The sequence below is a fragment of the Methylobacterium brachythecii genome (assembly GCF_014196345.1).
Taxonomy (GTDB): domain Bacteria; phylum Pseudomonadota; class Alphaproteobacteria; order Rhizobiales; family Beijerinckiaceae; genus Methylobacterium; species Methylobacterium brachythecii.
On the sequence record NZ_JACIDN010000003.1, the window covers coordinates 460,117 to 479,757 of the forward strand.

Annotated in this window: 16 protein-coding genes; 11 read left to right on the top strand and 5 right to left on the bottom strand. The window is 67.3% G+C overall.

Annotated features, from left to right (window positions below):
• The first annotated feature begins 101 nt into the window (after positions 1–101).
• Entirely contained in the window at positions 102–929 is an 828-nt protein-coding gene (panB, locus tag GGR33_RS09805; RefSeq protein ID WP_183504450.1) for a 3-methyl-2-oxobutanoate hydroxymethyltransferase, read from the top strand.
• On the opposite strand, the gene GGR33_RS09810 is transcribed toward panB, so the two are convergent.
• On the bottom strand, positions 911–1,525 hold the full coding sequence (locus tag GGR33_RS09810) for a cytochrome b (protein ID WP_183504452.1): 615 nt from the start codon (positions 1,523–1,525) through the stop codon (positions 911–913). The genes panB and GGR33_RS09810 overlap by 19 nt on opposite strands.
• Before the next feature lie 239 nt (positions 1,526–1,764).
• On the opposite strand from GGR33_RS09810, the gene rpmG reads away from it, so the two are divergent.
• The 7 genes from rpmG to GGR33_RS09845 all read left to right on the top strand — a co-directional run bounded on the left by rpmG (position 1,765) and on the right by GGR33_RS09845 (position 7,577).
• Positions 1,765–1,932: a 50S ribosomal protein L33 gene (gene rpmG / locus GGR33_RS09815; protein ID WP_183504454.1), complete on the top strand. Its 168-nt coding sequence runs from the start codon at positions 1,765–1,767 to the stop codon at positions 1,930–1,932.
• 286 nt (positions 1,933–2,218) lie between these two features.
• Positions 2,219–2,839 (top strand): CvpA family protein, encoded by a 621-nt coding sequence (locus GGR33_RS09820; protein WP_183504456.1) that lies wholly within the window; start codon positions 2,219–2,221, stop codon positions 2,837–2,839.
• Between the two features lie 102 nt (positions 2,840–2,941).
• A complete protein-coding gene (purF, locus tag GGR33_RS09825) occupies positions 2,942–4,432 on the top strand; it encodes an amidophosphoribosyltransferase (protein ID WP_183504458.1) in 1,491 nt (496 codons plus the stop codon).
• Between the two features lie 179 nt (positions 4,433–4,611).
• A complete protein-coding gene (locus tag GGR33_RS09830; protein ID WP_183504460.1) occupies positions 4,612–5,373 on the top strand; it encodes an SDR family NAD(P)-dependent oxidoreductase in 762 nt (253 codons plus the stop codon).
• Positions 5,370–5,786, top strand: coding sequence for a dihydrofolate reductase (locus tag GGR33_RS09835; RefSeq protein WP_183504463.1), 417 nt, complete (start codon positions 5,370–5,372; stop codon positions 5,784–5,786). Before GGR33_RS09830 ends, GGR33_RS09835 begins: the two co-directional genes overlap by 4 nt.
• A 69-nt stretch (positions 5,787–5,855) precedes the next feature.
• The gene (locus GGR33_RS09840) at positions 5,856–6,980 is read left to right on the top strand and encodes a carboxylate-amine ligase (protein ID WP_183504465.1); all 1,125 of its coding nucleotides are present in this window, start codon (positions 5,856–5,858) and stop codon (positions 6,978–6,980) included.
• A 168-nt stretch (positions 6,981–7,148) separates the two neighbouring features.
• Positions 7,149–7,577 (top strand): DUF805 domain-containing protein, encoded by a 429-nt coding sequence (locus tag GGR33_RS09845; RefSeq protein WP_183504467.1) that lies wholly within the window; start codon positions 7,149–7,151, stop codon positions 7,575–7,577.
• A 36-nt stretch (positions 7,578–7,613) separates the two neighbouring features.
• Here the strand turns inward: GGR33_RS09845 and der are convergent, their stop codons facing one another.
• The 3 genes from der to GGR33_RS09860 all read right to left on the bottom strand — a co-directional run bounded on the left by der (position 7,614) and on the right by GGR33_RS09860 (position 10,412).
• Positions 7,614–8,960: a ribosome biogenesis GTPase Der gene (gene der / locus GGR33_RS09850; RefSeq protein ID WP_183504469.1), complete on the bottom strand. Its 1,347-nt coding sequence runs from the start codon at positions 8,958–8,960 to the stop codon at positions 7,614–7,616.
• 28 nt (positions 8,961–8,988) lie between these two features.
• Positions 8,989–9,699, bottom strand: a complete 711-nt coding sequence (locus GGR33_RS09855; RefSeq protein ID WP_183504471.1) for a tetratricopeptide repeat protein — start codon at positions 9,697–9,699, stop codon at positions 8,989–8,991.
• A gap of 116 nt (positions 9,700–9,815) precedes the next feature.
• The gene (locus GGR33_RS09860) at positions 9,816–10,412 is read right to left on the bottom strand and encodes an NnrU family protein (protein WP_183504473.1); all 597 of its coding nucleotides are present in this window, start codon (positions 10,410–10,412) and stop codon (positions 9,816–9,818) included.
• Between the two features lie 113 nt (positions 10,413–10,525).
• Between GGR33_RS09860 and GGR33_RS09865 the strand changes: the two genes are divergently transcribed.
• Positions 10,526–11,701: a hypothetical protein gene (locus tag GGR33_RS09865; RefSeq protein WP_183504475.1), complete on the top strand. Its 1,176-nt coding sequence runs from the start codon at positions 10,526–10,528 to the stop codon at positions 11,699–11,701.
• Positions 11,702–11,713: 12 nt separating this feature from the next.
• On the opposite strand, the gene GGR33_RS09870 is transcribed toward GGR33_RS09865, so the two are convergent.
• Positions 11,714–14,158 carry a PAS domain-containing protein gene (locus GGR33_RS09870; RefSeq protein ID WP_210301967.1) on the bottom strand — a complete coding sequence of 815 codons (2,445 nt, stop codon included), beginning with the start codon at positions 14,156–14,158 and terminating at the stop codon, positions 11,714–11,716.
• Positions 14,159–14,506: 348 nt separating this feature from the next.
• Between GGR33_RS09870 and GGR33_RS09875 the strand changes: the two genes are divergently transcribed.
• Positions 14,507–17,662 (top strand): hypothetical protein, encoded by a 3,156-nt coding sequence (locus GGR33_RS09875; protein ID WP_183504479.1) that lies wholly within the window; start codon positions 14,507–14,509, stop codon positions 17,660–17,662.
• Positions 17,662–19,314 carry an SWIM zinc finger family protein gene (locus GGR33_RS09880; RefSeq protein WP_183504481.1) on the top strand — a complete coding sequence of 551 codons (1,653 nt, stop codon included), beginning with the start codon at positions 17,662–17,664 and terminating at the stop codon, positions 19,312–19,314. Before GGR33_RS09875 ends, GGR33_RS09880 begins: the two co-directional genes overlap by 1 nt.
• The last annotated feature ends 327 nt before the right edge of the window (positions 19,315–19,641 follow it).

The window sequence follows — 19,641 nt, forward strand, 5'->3', positions numbered from 1 at the left end:
ATCGGAAGCGCGGTGCGGCTATGCCGCGGAACTGCGTGTATGCTGCGTCGTCCAACGCCAACGCGCGTGGTTGCGGATCTAACGGATCGAGGCAGGAAGTCATGTCGCAGGTCGTCCAATCCAGGCGCCTCCGAGCCGTCGATCTCGCGCGCTGCAAGGCCGAAGGTCGCAAGATCATCTCACTCACCGCCTATCATGCTCACACCGCGAGCATTCTCGACGCCTATTGCGACTTCATCCTCGTCGGCGACTCCCTCGGCATGGTGATGCACGGCATGGAGTCGACCCTACCAGTCACCGTCGAGATGATGATCGTGCAGGCCCAGGCGGTGATGCGAGGAACCAACCGTGCGTTGGTCGTCGTCGACCTGCCCTTCGGCTCCTACGAGGCGAGCAAGGAGCAGGCGTTCCTCACCGCCTCCCGCGTGCTCAAGGAAACCGGCGCCGGCGCGATCAAGATGGAAGGTGGGGCCAAGTTCGCGGAGACGGTGGCCTTCCTCGTCGAGCGCGGCGTGCCGGTCATGGGCCATATCGGCCTCACGCCCCAATCGGTGAACACGATGGGTGGCTTTCGGGTGCAGGGCCATTCGGCCGAAAGCGAGAAGGCCTTGACGGCCGATGCCGTGGCGATCAGCCGGGCAGGGGCCTTCGCCATCGTGATGGAGGGCATCGTCGAGCCGGTGGCGCGTACGATCTGTCGGTCCCCGGAGGTCACGGCGCTCACCATCGGCATCGGCGCCACCGTGGAATGCGACGGCCAGATCCTCGTGCTCGAGGACATGCTCGGTCTGTCAGACCGCGCGCCGAAATTCGTGAAGAGCTACGGCTCGCTGCGCGCCCATATCGAGGAGGCGGTCAAAGGCTACGCCGACGAGGTCCGCGAGGGCCGCTTCCCGGCCATCGAGCATACCTATCCGCCGCGGGGCTGAGGCTTCATCAGCCGATCGGGATTCTGCCGGGGTAGCATCCGGTCGAGCACGTAATCCCGGCGGATCGCCACGTGCCAGGCCGTCGCCAGGATGTGGAGTCCGACGAGGAGGTAGACCGCCCACTGTCCGACGAGATGAGCCTTCTCGAAGGCCTCGTGAAGCTCCTTGTTCTTCTCGAATCCCGGGATCGGGAACAGGTAGAAGAACTGTGTCGCGTTGCCGTTATAGGCGCTGAGCAGGAAGCCGGTGATCGGCATGATCAGGAAGACGGCATAGAGCAGCCAGTGGCTCGCCTTCGCGATGAGGGCGAGGCCATGCGGTTCCGTGACCTCAGGCGGCGGTGGATTGACGATCCGCCACAGGATCCGGATCACCACCAATGCAAGAATCGTCAGCCCGACCGACTTATGGAAGGCGAACAGCACCGGCTTGGCCGGTTCCTCCCGCGCGAGGCTCGCGGCAACCCAGGCCAGCGGCAGCACCGCAACGACAAGGGCTGAGGTCAGCCAATGCAGGACCTGAGCCGTCGCGCTGTAGCGCGGGATCATCGGCGTGAGTTCGGGGGTGATCGAAAGCGTGTGGTCGGACGAGGACATGCAGCCCCTCTCTCTCGTGAGCGGATCGGCAAGCGTCCCGACGACAGAACGCGAATTGCAATAATGTGCAAGGCGACCGACACGATCGGTCGAGTCCGCGGCCACCGTAGCGCCGTCAGCCTTGACGGATGGGGCCCGATCGGGCATTCACCGCGCCGAATTCGGCCGGGGTTTCGCCCGGCCTTTTGCGTTTCGCCCAAGCGGAATGCCCCGTCACACCGCTTCAGGAGCGCCGCGCCATGGCCAAGGCCGTCACCGTCAAGATCAAGCTGATCTCCACCGCCGACACCGGCTACTTCTACGTCACCAAGAAGAACTCCCGCACGCAGACCGAGAAGCTGACCATGCGGAAGTACGACCCGGTCGTGCGCAAGCACGTCGATTTCAAAGAGACGAAGATCAAGTAAGGCATTCGATCTGCCGAGGTTGAGCCTCTTCGACCTCCATCGTCGACGGCATTGCGGATACTCCTCAAAAAGACGTCGCCCAGCCCGGGCGGCGTCTTTTTCGTTGCGGGGCGGCTTCACGGCCTCGCTTGGCTGCCCTTACGAACTGCGTTTCGCCGCTGCGACGGGTGACGGCCGAGGTTGGGCGGGGTATATTCGGTAACCAAGAGACGAAGGCCTGCGGCTCAGGGGGAGCCGTCGTGGTCGCGCTCGTCTGCGTCCTCAGCCCCCACGATTGCCGACAGCGATGCCGTTTTCGATCCTCGATCTCGTGGTGCTCGGCATCGTGATGATCTCCGCGCTTCTGGCCGCCGTGCGCGGCGTGACCCGCGAGGTGCTCGCCATCGTGGCCTGGGTGGTGGCCGCAGCCGTGGCCTGGACGCTGCACCCGATGCTGCTTCCAACGGTGAAGCAGCACGTGTCCAGCGACACCGTCGCGCTCGTTGCCTCGATCGCCGCGATCTTTCTCGGCACCTTGATCGTGGTCTCGATCATCACCGTCAAGATCTCGGACATCGTGCTCGACTCGCGCATCGGCGCGGTCGACCGCTCCCTCGGGTTCATCTTCGGAGCCGCGCGCGGCTTCCTGATCTGCGTGATCGGCTGGGTTTTCCTGGCGTGGCTCGTCCAGGGCAAAATGCCGGAATGGGCCGCGCAGGCGAAGAGCAAGCCGTATCTGGAGAAATCCGGCGACGCGCTGGTCGCGCAGCTTCCGGCCAATCCCGAAGGCTTCCTGAAGAACCTGCGCAAGCCGAAGGGTGACGGCACCGGCGAGCCGGTCGAGCCGCCGGCCGAGACCGATACCGGTGGCCAGAAGCGAAGTGACGCCCAGCCTGCCGCTCCGGCCACGCCGGCATCGGGACGCTGATCTGCGTGGAACCGTTCTTGGTTACGGACGCAAGGCCGACTAAGTAGCGCTTTTCCAAGATCGTCCGGAGCCCGCTTCCGGCAACGAGGACTCGTTATCGGCATGTCTGATTGCGGCGTGAGCGTCCCCGACGTGGAGAGCGACCGCGATCCGCTGGGCGAATACGGAGACACTCTCCGCGAAGAGTGCGGCGTCTTCGGCATCTATGGCCATGAGAATGCCTCGGCGGTCGTGGCCCTCGGCCTGCATGCCCTGCAGCACCGCGGCCAGGAGGCAGCCGGCATCGTCTCCTTCGACGGGCTGGTCTTCCATTCCGAGCGCCGCCAGGGCCTCGTCGGCGACAACTTCTCGGACCGCGCCACCATCGAGCGCCTGCGTGGCCGCGCCGCGATCGGCCACACGCGCTACTCGACCACCGGCGGCACCGTACTGCGCAACGTGCAGCCTCTCTTCGCGGAACTGGCGAGCGGCGGCCTTGCAGTGGCCCATAACGGCAACCTGACCAACGCGCTCTCGATCCGCCGCGACCTCGTGAGCGAAGGCGCCATCACGCAGTCGACCTCGGATACCGAGGTGATCCTGCACCTCGCCGCCCGCAGCCGGAAGCCGCGCATCATCGAGCGCTTCGTCGACGCCCTGCAGCGGATCGAGGGCGCCTACGCCATCGTCGCGCTGACCAACAAGAAGCTGATCGGTGCGCGCGACCCGCTCGGTATCCGCCCGCTGGTACTGGGCGAGCTCGACGGCCGCTACATCCTTGCCTCTGAGACCTGCGCCCTCGACATCATTGGCGCGCGCTTCGTGCGCGACATCGAGAACGGCGAGGTGGTGGTGATCTCGGAAGAGGGCATCGAGTCGATGCGCTTCGCCGAGCGGCAGCCGATGCGGCCCTGCATCTTCGAGTACATCTATTTCGCCCGGCCGGACTCGGTAGTGAACGGCAAGAGCGTCTACGCCATCCGAAAGAACATCGGCCGGGAGCTCGCCCGCGAGGCGCCGGCAGAGGCCGACATCGTGATCCCGGTGCCGGATTCCGGCGTGCCTGCGGCGCTGGGCTACGCGCAGGAGACGGGTTTGCCCTTCGAGATGGGCATCATCCGCAACCACTATGTCGGACGCACCTTCATCCAGCCGACCCAGACCGTGCGCGAACTCGGCGTGCGCATGAAGCACTCGGCCAATCGCGCCGCCGTCGAGGGCAAGCGCATCGTGATGGTCGACGACAGCTTGGTGCGCGGCACCACCTCGATCAAGATCGTGCGCATGATGCGTGAAGCCGGCGCCCGCGAGGTACACTTCCGGATCGCATCACCGCCGATCACGCATCCCGATTTCTACGGGATCGACACGCCCGAGCGCGAGAAGTTGCTGGCCGCGACCTACGATCTCGAGGGCATGCGCGACTATATCGGCGCGGATTCGTTGGCGTTTCTCTCGATTCCTGGCCTGTACCGCGCCATGGGCGAGGACGGCCGGAATGAATCCTGCCCGCAATTCACCGACCATTGCTTCACGGGCGATTATCCGACCGGACTGACCGACCTGAAGATCGCCGGCGAGCGCCGCCTCGCGCTCCTTGCCGAGGCGGATTGATCGGTCGTGCTTGCGGTCGGCACGGCCGTGCTGCATCCCAAACCCGTCATTCCAGGGCCGCGCAGCGGAGCCCGGAATCCACCCGTGATGCCGTCGTTCCCGTGGGACTCGTGTGCCCAGTCGTGGATTCCGGGTTCCGCTGCGCGGCCCCGGAATGACGGTAGGGGAATGATCTTTCGATGACCGAAATCTCGAACAAGCCGCTCGCCGACCGGATCGCCGTCGTCACCGGCGCCTCACGCGGCATCGGCCGTGCCGCCGCCCTCGCGCTGGCGGAAGCCGGTGCGCATGTGATCGCCGTGGCCCGCACGCAGGGCGCGCTCGAAGAGCTGGACGACGCGATCCAGGCCGTCGGGTCGAGCACCACGCTCGTCCCGCTGAACCTCACCGACTACGACGCGATCGACAGGCTCGGCGCGGCGATCGACGAGCGCTGGGGCCGGCTCGACATTCTCGTGGGCAATGCCGGCATCCTTGGCGCACTCATGCCGCTCGGGCATCTGACGCCGAAGGTCTGGCAGCAGACGATGGACATCAACGTCACCGCCAATTGGCGGCTGATCCGCTCTCTGGATCCGTTGTTGCGCCGCTCGGATGCCGGCCGCGCGATCTTCGTGACCTCCGGTGCCGCCTCGAAGTGCCGGGCCTATTGGGGGCCGTACTCAATCTCGAAGGCCGCGCTCGATGCCATGGTGCGCACCTACGCCGCCGAGACCGAGACCACGCCAATCCGCGCCATGCTTCTCAGCCCCGGTCCCCTGCGCACCGCCATGCGCCGCTCCGCCATGCCGGGCGAGGACCCGGAGACGCTAAAGACGCCCGAGGATCTCGCGCCGAGCTTCGTGCGGCTGGCCTCGCCGGACTGGAGCGAGAGCGGAAAGATCTTCGATTTTCCGACCGGGCAGGTACTCGCCTTCCGTACGCCCGAGGCACTGGCATGATCGACGTCCGCAGCATGTGCGCCATCGGGCAGCGCGGGCAGCTCGGCTTGAACGGCCATTTGCCCTGGGAGGGCAACACCGATCCGGTCTTCGTCGAGGACGTGACGCGTTTCTTCGCGATCACCATGGGCCACGTCCTGATCGCCGGCCCCAAGACCATCGCATCGGTCCCCGAATTCGCCTTCAAGGACCGTACGATCGATGTGATCCGTTCGCACGAGGACCCCGAAGAAGTGCTCGCGCGCTATCCGGGCCGGCGCATCTATGTCGGCGGCGGCATCGCCGTGTGGAACATCTACGCCAAGTACATCCAGCAATGGGACATCACTCGGCTGCCCTACGATGGCGAGGCCGATCGTTGGTTCGATCCGGCGTGGCTGGTGGGCGGGGACCATCGCATCGTTCCCACCTGAACCGAACGGCTCCGCTACACGTTCTCAGAGCCCGGCCTGTGCGAGCCGGTCGCCAGGGGAGGGCGCGGAATGGCCGGTCACGGCTATCAGTTCGGCATCGAGGAAGAGTACTTTCTGGCGGACGCGGAGACCCGCGGCACGCCCCGGCGCTCGGTGAAGCCCTTCCATGTCGAGGCCGGAGAGCGGCTGCCCGAGATCGGCCGCGAGCTGCTGCAGTGTCAGGTCGAGGTGTGCACACCGCCTTCCACCGAGTTCGCAAAAGCGCGCGAGGTGCTGCATCGGCAGCGCTGCCAGCTCTCCGAGATCGGCCGCGAGCACGGGCTCCTGGTCTTCGCCGCGGGCACGCATCCCGTGGCGGATTGGGCGCGACAGCTCCCCACCAAGGGCGACCGCTATCGCGGCATCCTGCGCGACGTCGGGCTCGCCGGGCGCCGCAGCCTGATCTGCGGAATGCATGTCCATGTCGAGGTGAAGGAACCGGACAACAGGGTCGCGCTGATGACCCGGCTGCTGCCGTTTCAGCCGCTGCTCTTCGCGCTCTCGGCCTCGTCGCCGTTCTGGCAGGGCAAGCCGACGGGCCTCTCGGCCTATCGCCTCAGTGCCTTCGGGGAGCTGCCGCGCACGGGGTTGCCAGAGCTGATCACCACTGAAGCGGATTACGCGCGTTACGTGCGCATTATGGTCAATGCCGGCTCGATTCAGGATGCGAGCTTCCTCTGGTACTCGCTGCGGCCGTCGATGAAATTCCCGACGCTGGAGCTGCGCATCGCCGACAGCTGCACCCGTCTCGACGACGCACTCGCCATTGCCGCGATCTATCGCTGCCTCGTGCGCCTCGTGGAGCGGCGGCCGGATCTCAACGCCAATCTCAATGGCGTCTCGCGGGCCCTGGCGCAGGAGAACCTCTGGCGGGCCCAGCGCAATGGCGTCGAAGCCGAGCTGATCGACGAGGCCTCCGAGCAGGCTTTCCCCTTCCCGGACTACCTCGACACTGTGCTCTCGCTGATCGCCGAGGATATCGAAGCCCTCGACTGTCGCGCCGAGGTCGAGCAAGCCCATCGCATCGTTCGGGAAGGCACCAGCGCCGACCGGCAGATCGCGTTATTCGAAGAGATGCGCGGGGGAGAAACCAGCAATCGTCACGCCATGGACTCGGTGGTCGACTGGCTCGCGGAGACGACCCGTGGGGAATAGTTGAATTTATCCACACTCAGTCTTGGGCAAGAGGTGCGTTTGTCTTGTTTTTGTGTCCCTATTTTAAGCTTGGCCATTGAGGCGGCCGTCGAACGGCCCTAGCGACGAGGATCGGCCCGAACTCGAAAAATCGGAGGCCGACAACAAGCCGTCTCTGGGGGCTAAAAAATGAAAGAACTTCTGTTTTCGGCGCAGGGCAGAATTGGCCGCGGCCAGTTCTGGAAGGGCTCGATTCTGTTCGGCCTAGCCCTCATGGTCGTCATGACCATCGTCAATCTCGTCATCGGCCGATTCATCGGCAACCAGTCTGGCGAGGCCGGCAACTACTCGGTCGAGGGAGCTGCCGCCGTGCCGTTCATCCTCGCCAACCTGGCTCTGATGATCCCCGCCGTGTGGGCCGGCATCTGCCTCGGCATCAAGCGCTACCACGATCGCGGCAAGTCGGGCCTCTGGATCCTGATCATGTTCGTGCCGTTCATCGGCGGCATTTGGTACTTCGTCGAAACCGGCTTCCTGCGCGGCACGATCGGCCCGAACCTGTACGGCGCCGATCCGGTCCCCGGCGCAGCTCTCGCTCCGATCGCCGCGGCAGCCTGAGACGACGTCCTGATCGGCCGGAGATCTTCCGGCCGATCAGCCCTTGTCGAAGGGATTCTTCGTCGTCCGAAGTGACAGCCGGATCGGCGTCCCTGGCAAGTCGAAGGCCTCGCGCAGCGAGTTGACCAAGTATCGCGTGTAGGACTTCGGCAAGGCGTCGAGCTGGTTGCCGAACAGCGCGAAATGGGGCGGCCGGCTCTTCACCTGAGTGGCGTAGCGGATCTTGATGCGGCGGCCTGAGACGGCCGGCGGAGGATTGCGCGAGGTCGACTCGCTCAGCCAGTCATTGATCTTCGACGTCGAGACACGCCGGCTCCAGACTTCGGATGCGGCCATGATCGCCTGCATCAGCTTGTCGATGCCCTCTCCAGCGAGCCCCGACAGCGGAACCACCCCGACCCCGCGAACCTGCGGCAGCAGTCGCGTGCAGTCTTCCCGGAGCGTCTTCAGCAGACCCGGCTGATCGGCGACGAGATCCCACTTGTTGAGGCCGATCACCACGGCCCGGCCCTCGCTCTCGACGAGGTCGATGATGGTGAGATCCTGCTTCTCGAAGGGGATCGTCGCATCGAGCAGCACGACCACCACCTCGGCGAAGCGCACGGCCCGCAGCCCGTCCGACACCGCGAGCTTTTCGAGCTTGTCGTCGATCCGGGCGCGGCGGCGCATGCCGGCGGTGTCGTGCAGCTTGATCCGCTTGCCGCGCCATTCCCAGTCGAGGGAGATCGAATCGCGGGTGATGCCGGCCTCGGGGCCGACGAGCAGACGCTCCTCGCCGAGCATGCGGTTGATCAGCGTAGACTTGCCGGCATTGGGGCGGCCGACGATGGCGACGCGGAGCGCCTTGCCGCGCGGATCGTCATCGTCCTCATCTTCATCGTCCGACTCCGGGAGCGTCTCCTGGAGGGCAGTGTGCAATTCACCGACACCTTCGCCGTGCTCGGCCGAGAACGGGATCGGATCGCCGAGACCGAGCGAGAACGCGTCGTAGGCACCGGCCAGCCCCCCGGTCCCCTCGGCCTTGTTGGCGATCAGGATCACGGGGCAACCGGAGCGGCGCACCAGCTCCGCGAAGCCACGGTCGGCCGGGAGCACCCCGGCGCGGGCATCGATCACGAAGAGGACGACGTCGGATTCGAGGATCGCGGCCTCGGTCTGCAGGCGCATACGGCCGGTCAGCGTGTCTTCGTCGGCCTCTTCGAGGCCGGCGGTGTCGATCACGCGGAACTTGAGGCCGCCGAAGGCGACGTCGCCCTCGCGGCGGTCGCGTGTGACGCCGGGCCGATCGTCGACGAGGGCGAGCTTCCTGCCGACCAGACGGTTGAACAGGGTCGACTTGCCGACATTCGGGCGGCCGACGATCGCGACGGTCGGCATGTCCATGATGGTGTCAGTCTACAATCGAGAAGGGCTAGCGGGTCATCGGAGGCGGAGCGGCCAATTCGGGTTTGGCCTCGGTGACCGTCACCGTTCCGCCCGAGACCAGCGCCTCGTATACTTCAACCCGCTGGCGCAGGCTCTGGGGGGTCTCGGCATCGCCGGCGATCTGGTCGAACCAGCGGCCGGCGGCCTCGGAGTCGCCCTTTTTGAGGGCGGCGAGGCCAAGCATCTCACGGGCGGTGTGGCGGAAGGTTCCGGTCGGCGCGGCGAGACCCTGGAGGCTGGTCAGCGCGGCGGAGGGGTCGGCGGCATCGATGCGGATCAGCGCCGAGCGCAGGCGGGCGAGATCGCGCAGGCCGTCGCCGAGCGAGGTGTCGGCAGCGAGCTTGTCGTACTCGGCGGCCGAGGCCGCAGCATCGCGCTTCGACAGATCGGCAGCGGTGCGGAAGCGGGCGAGGATCTTGTAGCCGGACGGGGAGTCGCTCCGCAGCGCCGCAAAGGCCTTGTCCGCTTCAGCATCGTTGCCGGCTGTGGCGAGCTTGGTCGCCTTGTCGAACTGCTCGGAGGCCTGCTCGGCGCGTACCAGCTGGGCATGCTGCCAATAGCGCCAGCCGCCGACGCCGGCCGTGAGCAGCACCGCCGCGGCGATGATCAGGACGCTGTAGCGCTTCCAGATCGCGGCGATCTGGTCGCGGCGATAGTCTTCTTCGACCTCGCGAAAGAACTCGTTGTTCTCGGCCATTCCGTTCCGGGCGCCCGTTCGGGCCGAGCCCGCCTCAACCATCTCAAGGCGGCGCGCCTAGCACGACGGCCGGGCTTTGGCGAATGGAATGCGCTGCGCAAAGACGGAGTGACGCCTCAGGCCTGCCCCGGCCACACCGCCACGCCGATCAGCAGCGGATGCAGGAAGCGCGCGAAGACGAACCAGACGACGATGCCGCCGATCACGGCGGTAGCGTCTCGGCGCCAACCGGCGGGGGCCGGCTTCGGAAGCTTGTGGGCGGGCTCGTCCGTGCGACGCTTGAGGCTGATCCGCGCGGCGACCGCCCAGGCGAGGAACCCGCCGAAGAGCAGGATCGAGCCGAGATCGCCATTGGCCAGCAGATGGGCCGTTGCCCAGATCTTGATGGCGAGCAGCATCGGGTGCTTGACCGCCGCCTGGATGTGGCTCGGCTTCGGACCCATCGCCGCGATGCTGATGAACGCGAAGAGCGTGAGCAGCACCGCGAGATGGCGCGTCCAGACCGGCGGGTCCCAGACCGGGATCATGCCATCCGCTCGGTAGCGGCCGAAGCCCCAGATCATCAGCACGAAGCCGAGGAGCGACAGGATGGTGTAGATGCCCTTGTAGCGCTTCTCGCCGAGGCGCCCGATCAGCGCGGCCCGCGGCCCGCGGAGCATGGTGAAGGCATGTGGGCCGAGAAACAGCACCAGGCCGAGGATCAGGATCGCCATCGATTTTCCCGCGAGGCCGCCCGGCCTGTGGACGCCGCGCCGCGACAAGCGAGACGGCAAGCACTCTGTAACGGTTCAAGACTGACTCTGCAGCGGATGTCCAGGCCGTCCCGATGATCCTCCGCGCCCTCGCAGGCCTCGTTGGCCTCCTGGCGCTTGCCAGCGTCGTCCAAGCAGCCGGCGAGCCGCCGCTCTCGGCTCTGACGCTGGTCGGGCCGCCATCGCCCTTGTTCGTGGCCTCCCGCGATGCCTGTGACGGCGCCGACGTTCCGGATGCGCCAGCGCGCGCCTATCGGGATGCAACGGGCGCCGTGGCGCTGTTCGGGATGCACTATCGCAACCGGGCGCTCCGCGGCCCCGACCTCGATCATCTGAAGATCGATTGCCGCATCGTGCTCGATTCCGGCGAGCAGGCCGACCCGGCCCTGTACGACGATCGCTCCTGGATCACCGCGACCTGGACCGATGACGGCAAGGCCGTCGCGGCGTTGCTGCACCACGAATACCAGGCCAACGAGCATTCCGGCCGCTGCCGTTCCAAGCTCTACATGGAGTGCTGGTACAACACCGTGCTCGGCGCGACTTCGACGGATGGTGGGCTGACCTTCTCGCGGAGCAAGCCTCCTGCGGTGGTGGCCGGCGCGCCGTTCCGGCAGGAGATCGACCAGGGCCGGCACCGAGGCTTCTTCAACCCATCGAACGTCTTTTCGAACGGCCGCTACCGTTACTTCCTGGCTTCGACCACGGGCTGGGAGCAGCCGGGCAGCGACCAGGAACACGGCGTCTGCCTGTTCCGCACCGAGACGCCGGCCGATCCGGCGAGTTGGCGGGCCTGGACCGGCACCGGCTTCACCGCCGCCTTCCCCGATCCGTACCGGACGGCGGTGAACCGCACAGACACCTGCAAGCCGATCGCGCCGTTTCCGGCACCGGTCGGCGCGGTGGTACGTCATCGCGGCACCGGAGCTTTCGTCGCGGTGTTCATGGCGAAGGCCGGCGGCCAGTTCCCGCAATCCGGCTTTTACTGGACGACCTCGCGCGACCTCATCGCCTGGGACGAGCCGCGCCTGCTGCTCGCCGGCGCGACGCTGTACGACGACCCGTGCGGGGCTGCGGGCGGCCTGATCGCCTATCCCTCTCTGCTCGACCCGTCCGCGCAGGGGCGCAACTTCGACGACGTCGGCGACACGGCCTCGCTGTTCTACGCGACGCTGGCGACCAGGGGCTGCGAGATCACCTCGCACCGCGACCTCGTCCGCCGGCCCGTGGCGATCAAGGTCTGGCCCTGACTGCGGAGATCCTCAGGCGTTCCCTTCGATGATGCCGCGAATGCGCGCGGCGAGTGCTTCCAGGGAGAAGGGCTTGGTCATCACCTGCATGCCATGCGCGAGATGTCCGTGGTTCAGCGCGGCGTTCTCGGCATAGCCGGTGATGAACAGCACCTTCAGTTCCGGCCGGCTGACGAGAGCCGCATCCGCCATCTGGCGCCCGTTCATGCCGCCGGGCAGCCCGACATCGGTTACCAACAGGTCGATCCGTACGTCGGATTGCAGCACCTTCAGTCCGGAGGCGCCATCCGCCGCCTCGATCGCCGCGTAGCCCAGATCCTCCAGCACCTCAGTGACGAGCATGCGCACGGTGGGCTCGTCGTCGACCACCAGCACGGTCTCGCCGGCCTTGGCACGCGCAGCTTCCGAGAGATCCGGCACGGCCTCCGGTCCAGCGGCAGCGCCGAGATGGCGCGGCAGGTAGAGGCAGACCATCGTGCCGTCGCCGACCTCGGAATAGATCCGCACCTGGCCGCCCGATTGCTTCACAAAGCCATAGATCATCGAGAGGCCAAGCCCGGTGCCTTCTCCGATGGGTTTCGTCGTGAAGAAGGGGTCGAACGCCTTCGCGATCACGTCCGGCGTCATGCCGGTGCCGTTATCCGACACGCAGAGCGAGATGTATTGGCCGGGCTCCAGGTCGCGCTCCTTGGCCGCCCGTTGATCGAGCCAGCGATTGCCGGTCTCGATGACGATGCGCCCCCCTTCCGGCATCGCGTCGCGCGCATTGATGCACAGGTTCAGCAGCGCATTCTCGAGCTGGCTCGGATCGACGAGCGTGGGCCACAGGCCGCCCGCGCCGACTACCTCGACCGCCACCGACGGGCCGACCGTCCGGCGCACGAGGTCGACGATCCCCTCGATCAGCCGGTTGGCATCGGTGGGCTTGGGATCGAGGGTCTGGCGGCGCGAGAAGGCGAGGAGACGGTGGGTCAGCGCCGCGGCCCGCTTGGCGGCGCTTTGTGCCGCAGCGATGTAGCGCTCCAAGTCGGAGACACGGCCCTGGAGCATGCGCGACTGCATCAGCTCCAGCGACCCGGAGATGCCGGCGAGCATGTTGTTGAAGTCGTGCGCCAAGCCGCCGGTGAGCTGTCCTACGGCCTCCATCTTCTGCGACTGCCGAAGCGCCTCTTCGGTCTGCATCAGCTCGGCCGTGCGATCGGCGACACGCTGCTCCAGCGTCTCGTTGAGCGCACGCAGCATCGCGGTGACGCGATCGCGCTCAGCCTCGACGGCGCGACGCTCCTGCACGTCGATGAGAACGCCCGGGAAGCTCAGCGGCGTACCATCCGGCGCGTGGTCGACTCGCCCGTTCGCTTCGAGCCAGTAGTACTCGCCGTCGGCGCGGCGGGTCCGGTACTGATGCGCGTAGACCCCGCCGCGGGCGATCGCCGCGGTGATCGCCTCGGTCAGGCCCGCGCGATCGTCTGGATGAACGGTGTCGATCACCTGCGCCAGGCTCAGGCCGTCGCGGCCCATGGCCGGATCGAGACCGAAGCTCTGCGCAAAGGCCTCGTCCACGGTGAAGCGATCGCTCGGGATGTCCCATAGCCACGTGCCGATGATCGCGCCCGCGGCGAGTGCGAGTTGCACCCGTTGCACGTTTTCCCGAGCCACCCGCTCGCTGGCGCGCAGGGCTTCCTCGGCCCGCTTTCGCCCGGTGATGTCCCGGAACAGCACCAGGACCTGACGCCGGCTCGCAGGTTCGACGCGGGCGGCGGAAACGTCGATGTGGCGATCGGCGGTGACGAAGAAGCGCTCGAACCGGATGGGCTCGCCGGTGCGGAGCACACCGCCATAGAGGTCGAGCCATCCGTCGGCCTCGCCGGGCGCCAGAGTGCGAAGCGTCTGGCCGACGATGTTCGGGATACCGGTGTGGCGCTCGTAGCCGAGATTGGCTTCGACATGGACATAGTCGCTCAGAGGACCATGCGGCCCGTCGAAGAATTCGATGATGCAGAAACCGTCGTCGACGGACTCGAACAGCGCCCGATAGCGGCCCTCGCTCTCGCGCAAGGCGTCGCGGGCCGATCTCTGCTCGGTCACGTCATGGGCCGCACCCGAGAAGCGAACCGGACGGCCGGACGCGTCGCGTTCGATCCCGCCCTTGCGAGCGATCCATCTCAGCTCGCCCGTATCCGGGCGGCGGATCCGGTACTCGACGTCGCGGGGAGGCTCGCCGCGCCTGCGGTTCTCGGCCGTGGAGATCAGATGCCGGTCTTCGGGGATGACGAGGTCCTCGAATGCCGTCGCGGGATAGCTCGCCCGCTCGGGCAGCCCGTATAGGCGGCAGAATTCCGGCGTCGGATTGAGCACCCCGTCGACGATCCCGACCGAAAACACACCGATGCCGCCTGCCTCTTGCGCACGCCGTAGCCGGTCCTCGGCGAGTTGGAGAGCTTCGGCCGTCGGCGCCATCCGGGCGCTCGCCACCTGGCCCGCCTGCGCGCGTAGGCCTGTCGCCTCGTCTTCGAGTTGCTGGGCGCGGTGCAGCAGTTCGTCGGTTTCGGCGTCGCTCACTGTTGGCGACCCGACGTCGGCGCGACAGTCGTCAAGCTGGCGGACAGGGCTCCGTGGCGTGTCATCGGTGCCTTCTGCCTGCCCCGGCGAGACGACGCCAGATCAGACCGGCGATTTTCATACGGATGCAGGCTTTCTCTGCGCCGTCGTCAAGATTGACGAGGAGCGTGCGCGAGCAATCGGTTTGTCAGCCTCCGTACAGCGTTGCTATAGGAGGCGCCCCGCTTCGGAGTTGCTCAGGTCCTGATGCAGATCGTCCGCTCGGCAAGGCTGTGGTTCAAGGGCGGGACGTCCGACAAGGTCTATGAAGTCGATCTCGTCGAGAATGACGGGCTCGTGGGCGATGCCCGATATCTGGTCAATTTCCGCTACGGACGCCGCGGTGCCTCGCTGCGCGAGGGCACCAAGACCACAAGCCCGGCGACGCGTGAATCGGCCGAGAGGACGTTCGACAGCGTCGTCGTCTCCAAGATCAACGAAGGCTATCGGCGGACCGATCAGGCCGCGGCCGGCACGGACGATTCCTCGACGCCGGAACGCTCTGGCTCGACGGTCGGCGGCCGCGAGCGAGAACTGATCGCCCGGCTCGACGCGGCCCTGCGCTCGCCCTGGCCCGTGGAAAACGTCGATCGGCTGCTCTGGCGGATCGGCGAGGTGCGGATCCGCGCGGCGACGGCCGGTCTGCTCGACCTGGCCCGGAAGGCTGGCCGCGAAGCGAGCTATTCGCTGGTCTTCGCCCTGGCGCGTGCCGGCGGCGCGGAGGCCGCCCCGGCGCTTCGGACTATCGCCCACACGGCCTCAAGTCGGCTCGTCGGCGACCTCGCGGGCTTCGCTCTCGTATCGTCGCTCGTGGGCGACGCGCGCGAGATCGTCGGCCTGTCCGTCCCGGACAACCTGGCGCGAGCCTCCGAGTCACGGGACGTCGACGCCATGGTCGCTGCTCTGTCCGAGCTGGCGGCGCCGCGCGACGCGGCGCGCGCCACCGATGCCGGCCGAGCCCTCGTGGCGCTGGCCCAGGCGGCACAGAGCGATGCGCCTCTGCGGGACGCGCTCGCCGCCGTGATCCTGCGCATGCCGGCGCGGCCGCCCTACCTGATCGGCCTGCGGAAGATCTACAAATACGCGGAGATGGCGGACGATGCCGTGCTCTTCGCCGCCGTCGCGCATCGCTTCGAGACCGCGACGCCGATGTACCGGGCCGGGCACGCTTATCGCGGCCAGGTCTACGTTCCGGAACTGAGGCGGCGGGTGAACCTCGCGGAGGTCCAGGGCCGGGATCACGCACCGGTCGGCCTGGCGGATGCGACGCTGCACTATTTCAAGCGCCGCATCTGGCGCACCCTTCGCAAGCGCGGCGAACTCGGCGACCCGAGCTTCGCGGAGCTTGCCGCCGCCTACCTCCTGACCCTGCGCGAGAGCGATCTGGCCCGGCCCACGACCTGGACGCATTTCGTCAAGGATGCCGGCGGCCGATGGTCCCGAGAGCAGCGATCCTCCGGACCGCTCGCCAAGAATTGGACGGCGAGCCAGCTTCTCCAGCGCAACGATCCGCGTGCGAGGGCACGCCTCAGCAGCCTGAGCTTCGCCGAGTTGCCCTCCGGCGCCGAGGCGAGCCGGCCCGAGGCGTTTTCGGAGCTGTGGCAGACCCGGCCGGATCTCGGCCTGCGGCTCGCCGGGCAGAGCCCGATCCCGCCCGTGGGGATACTGGGCGTACGGGTGCTCAAGGCCAATCCCGACTTCATCGCCCGACTTTCCTCTGCACAGATCGGCGAGCTACTCACCTCCGCTCATGCCGAAGTGCTGCAGCTCGGCTTCGAGGAGGCACGCAACCGGCTGGCCGGCGGAGCGGTGGACGAGGATTTGCTCGCCATGCTGCTCCGCGCCGATCTCGTCGAGGCGCGCCGCCTCGCGGCGGACCGGATCTCCCGAGAGCCGAACCTGCCCTGGTCGGGCCTGACGCTCGCCTTCGCGGCGTTGACGGCATTCTATGCCGACCTCGATGAGCCCGTGCTCGGCTGGGCGCGGGAGCGTCGACTTGGGAAGGATGTCGCTAAACCGCTGGCGGACGAGATCGTCGCCTGGTTGCTGGCGAAGCCCGGCGAGCCGAGCGACGCGGAGGCCGCTGTCATCCGAACCGTGCGCGGCCGCCTCCGGCATCTCTGGGCTGACGGCGGGATGCCGCTTGGGGACTCGGAGATGCGCCGACTGCTGGCGCACCCCGCGCCGGCCGTGGTCGCGGCCGGCATCGATCTGCTCGGCCTCAGCGGCATCGATCCAGGCACGTTGCCGGACGGGACCTGGCGCGAACTCCTCGGCTCGCCCTCGGAAGACGTCCAGGAAGCGGCCCTCACGCTGTTCGGCGGCCTGGGCGACGAGGATCTGGCGCGGCACGCGCCGCTGGTGCTGGCCTTCGCCACTTCGGGCTCGACTCGGCTGCGGCAGGCGGCGCGGCCGCTTGTCGCCCGCATCGCCTCGCGCGAGCCGGCCGCCGCCGACAGGCTGGCGCGGGAGCTGATCGACACCCTCTTCGCCACCGCACCGGATGACGACTACCCTGCCGACATCGTCGCGCTGCTCCGCGAGGCGATGCCGGGGCAGCTCGCTGCGCTCGACACGGGCATGGTCTGGCGCCTGCTCCAGGCCCGCGCCAAGGGCGCACAGCTCCTCGGCGCCGAGCTACTCGGCAGCCGAAGCCCCGAAAACTTCTCGGTCCGGCAGATCGCCCGACTCGGCAACCACGGACATCTCTCCGTCCGGAACTGGGCGATGGCCGCCTACGAGGCCGCCCCGCAGCGTTTCCAGGCCGAGGCGCAGGATGCGGTACTGCTCGTCGAATCCGAATGGCCCGAAATCTACGAATTCGCGCGAAAGCAGTTCGATTCCTGGCCGCCCGAAGTCTGGACGCCGGCCACCCTCGCCGTCGTCACCGACAGCGTGAAGCCGGAAGTGCTCGCCTTCGCCCGCCACCTCCTGCGCAGCCGCCTCAAGCCCGAGGATGCCGAGGCGCAGCTCACGCGGCTGCTCGAACACCCCGCGCAATCGATGCATCTCCTCGTCAGCGAGATGCTGATCGGGCAGGCGCAATCGGAGGCGGCCTTCGGCAAGCTCATGCCGCTCGCCCGCATCGTCATGCTGCAGGTGCTGAAGGGCCGCGTGGCCAAGGACCGGGTCGCCGCCTTCCTGAAAGCCGAGGCCCTGCGCGACCGAGCCCGCGCCGAGGCGGTCCTGCCGCTCTTCTCCGATCTGACCCTGTCGGGCACCGAGCGCGACCGGACGCAGGCCGTGCTGACCCTGCGCGACATCACACTCGCCCATCCCGGCCTCGCCGCCTCTCTGCCGATCGGCCGCCGCCCGGCCGAGAACCGTTCGACATCTCGTCGCCCGACCGGACACGCCGCCTGATGAACTTCGTCCATCGCTATTTCGGCGAGACCCGCGCTTCGTCCGACGCCGCCTCGACGCTGCTCGGCTTCGCCCCCGACACCCTGCGCGAGCCGACCTATTTCGTCGGCCGCGTGGCCCGGCACCTGCCGTTCCGCGAGGCGATCTCGGCGCTCCACCACGTCGTCGTGTCGGACCTGCGCTTCAAGCCGAAGGACCGGACCGCCTATTTCGAGTGGCTGAAGGCGCATGAGCAGCAGCTCCTCGCCGAGGCCTTCGCCAATCGCGACGACACCAAGGCCCGCATCGAGGCGCTGCGCCAGGAGATGAACGACATCAACAAGCGCTCCAGCGCGCTGATGACGCCGTTCTACACGGCACGCCAAAAGTATTTCGACTGGCTCTACAAGGCCGACCGCGACGCCTGGATCGTTCTCGACCCGGTCATCACCGTTCATCCGGACGAGGTGTTCTTCGAGTGCTTCAGCCTCGATGAATCGACCTATGGCCGCCTGTCCTGCGATCACGACGTCTTCGAGCGCATCGAGGACATGGCCTGCGGCACCACGAACATCGACTACAGCCACGCGCTGTACGACGAGTTCCAGAAGATCCGCAGCTACCGCGACACCACGCTGTCGATCGACCCGACCGGCTTCGAGGTGCAGACCAACGGCGAGAACACCTATCGCGAGGACAAGATCGAGCTGCCTGACAGCTGGATGCGCGGCTTCCTGCAGGTGTCGAGCGCCATGGCGCAGCCGGTCCATGTCGTCGACCTGCATCCGGTCGACATGCACACGATCATCACCCGGCTCGCCGCCAAGAAGGAGCGGCGCGGGCCACGCTCGCTGCGCTTCCTGCTGGAGCCCGACAAGCCGGTGAGCGTGCTGATCGAGCCCTGGGGCGAGCGGCTGACCTTCCGGCGCTCGATCTATCGCGGCAACACAGGCGCCGAGATCCGGCTCTGGGGCCGCCGGCGCCTCGCCATCCTGGCGCGGGCGCTACCGCTGGCGAAATCCGTGCGGCTGCATCTGCTGGGCACCGGCCTGCCATCCTTCGCCGTGGTGGATTTCGGCGGCCTGCGCTTCACCCTCGGCCTGTCGGGCTGGACCGCGAACGACTGGTCGCGCGCCGGACAATTCGATCTCCTGGCGCCGCGCACGAAGGTCGATCAGTCCTCGGCCGAGCGGGTCTTCGGCGCACTGCGAAAACATCACTTCGCGACGGTCGAAACACTGAGCGCCGAGACTGGCCTCGACCGCACGCTCGTCGCCGGCGGGCTCGGCCTCTACGTCCAGAACGGGCGGGCCATGTACGACCTCGACAAGGGCGTCTATCGCCTGCGCGAGCTGACCCGCGACCCGCTCGCCATGGGCGCCCTGCGCTTCGCCTCCGAGCAGGAGGAGAAGGCCGATCGTTTTATAGAGGCCCGCCTCGTCACCATCGGCTCGACCGACCAGCGCGAGGGGCGTCGCATCGTCCACGGCGAGGTGCTCGACGACGGCAAGACCCGGCATCCGATGATCGCCATAGATGCCGACGACCGACTTGTGGAGGCGCGCTGCGACTGCGGCTTCTACGGCCACAACAAGCTGATGCGCGGACCCTGCGAGCACATGCTGGCGCTCCGCCGGATCTTCCACGCGCAGGTCGAGGGGAAGGCGGCGTGATGGTGTCGATCGCGCTAGCCGGCAGCCAAGCCTTGCCTTCGCTCACCGCCAACCGTAACCATCCCCTTACGAGGGACGCAGGCAGGACAGGACCTTGCAACCCGGGCGGCGCTTCGCCGTCCCTGCTTCTTGCCCTGCAATGCGCCACTGGCCCGGTCTTCACTGGGGGACCCCAGACCACCGGTGCGGATTTACAGTTTGGGTTCCTTGAACCCAAATCCGCACCGGTGGTCGGGGTCCCTTCGAGTGGACCGCGCCAGTCCTCAGATGAGACGAAGGCAACCCGGCCTGCGTCCCTCGTATTCCCATCTCCCTGCGATGCGGGAG

Bases quoted from the DNA above. Each gene is read 5' to 3' on its own strand.
- rpmG (WP_183504454.1), top strand. From the start codon at position 1,765: ATGGCCAAGGCCGTCACCGTCAAGATCAAGCTGATCTCCACCGCCGAC.
- panB (WP_183504450.1), top strand. From the start codon at position 102: ATGTCGCAGGTCGTCCAATCCAGGCGCCTCCGAGCCGTCGATCTCGCG.
- GGR33_RS09880 (WP_183504481.1), top strand. From the start codon at position 17,662: ATGAACTTCGTCCATCGCTATTTCGGCGAGACCCGCGCTTCGTCCGAC.
- der (WP_183504469.1), bottom strand. From the start codon at position 8,960: ATGGACATGCCGACCGTCGCGATCGTCGGCCGCCCGAATGTCGGCAAG.
- GGR33_RS09830 (WP_183504460.1), top strand. From the start codon at position 4,612: ATGACCGAAATCTCGAACAAGCCGCTCGCCGACCGGATCGCCGTCGTC.
- purF (WP_183504458.1), top strand. From the start codon at position 2,942: ATGTCTGATTGCGGCGTGAGCGTCCCCGACGTGGAGAGCGACCGCGAT.
- GGR33_RS09845 (WP_183504467.1), top strand. From the start codon at position 7,149: ATGAAAGAACTTCTGTTTTCGGCGCAGGGCAGAATTGGCCGCGGCCAG.
- GGR33_RS09835 (WP_183504463.1), top strand. From the start codon at position 5,370: ATGATCGACGTCCGCAGCATGTGCGCCATCGGGCAGCGCGGGCAGCTC.
- GGR33_RS09875 (WP_183504479.1), top strand. From the start codon at position 14,507: ATGCAGATCGTCCGCTCGGCAAGGCTGTGGTTCAAGGGCGGGACGTCC.
- GGR33_RS09870 (WP_210301967.1), bottom strand. From the start codon at position 14,158: ATGGCGCCGACGGCCGAAGCTCTCCAACTCGCCGAGGACCGGCTACGG.
- GGR33_RS09860 (WP_183504473.1), bottom strand. From the start codon at position 10,412: ATGGCGATCCTGATCCTCGGCCTGGTGCTGTTTCTCGGCCCACATGCC.
- GGR33_RS09820 (WP_183504456.1), top strand. From the start codon at position 2,219: ATGCCGTTTTCGATCCTCGATCTCGTGGTGCTCGGCATCGTGATGATC.
- GGR33_RS09840 (WP_183504465.1), top strand. From the start codon at position 5,856: ATGGCCGGTCACGGCTATCAGTTCGGCATCGAGGAAGAGTACTTTCTG.
- GGR33_RS09865 (WP_183504475.1), top strand. From the start codon at position 10,526: ATGATCCTCCGCGCCCTCGCAGGCCTCGTTGGCCTCCTGGCGCTTGCC.
- GGR33_RS09855 (WP_183504471.1), bottom strand. From the start codon at position 9,699: ATGGCCGAGAACAACGAGTTCTTTCGCGAGGTCGAAGAAGACTATCGC.
- GGR33_RS09810 (WP_183504452.1), bottom strand. From the start codon at position 1,525: ATGTCCTCGTCCGACCACACGCTTTCGATCACCCCCGAACTCACGCCG.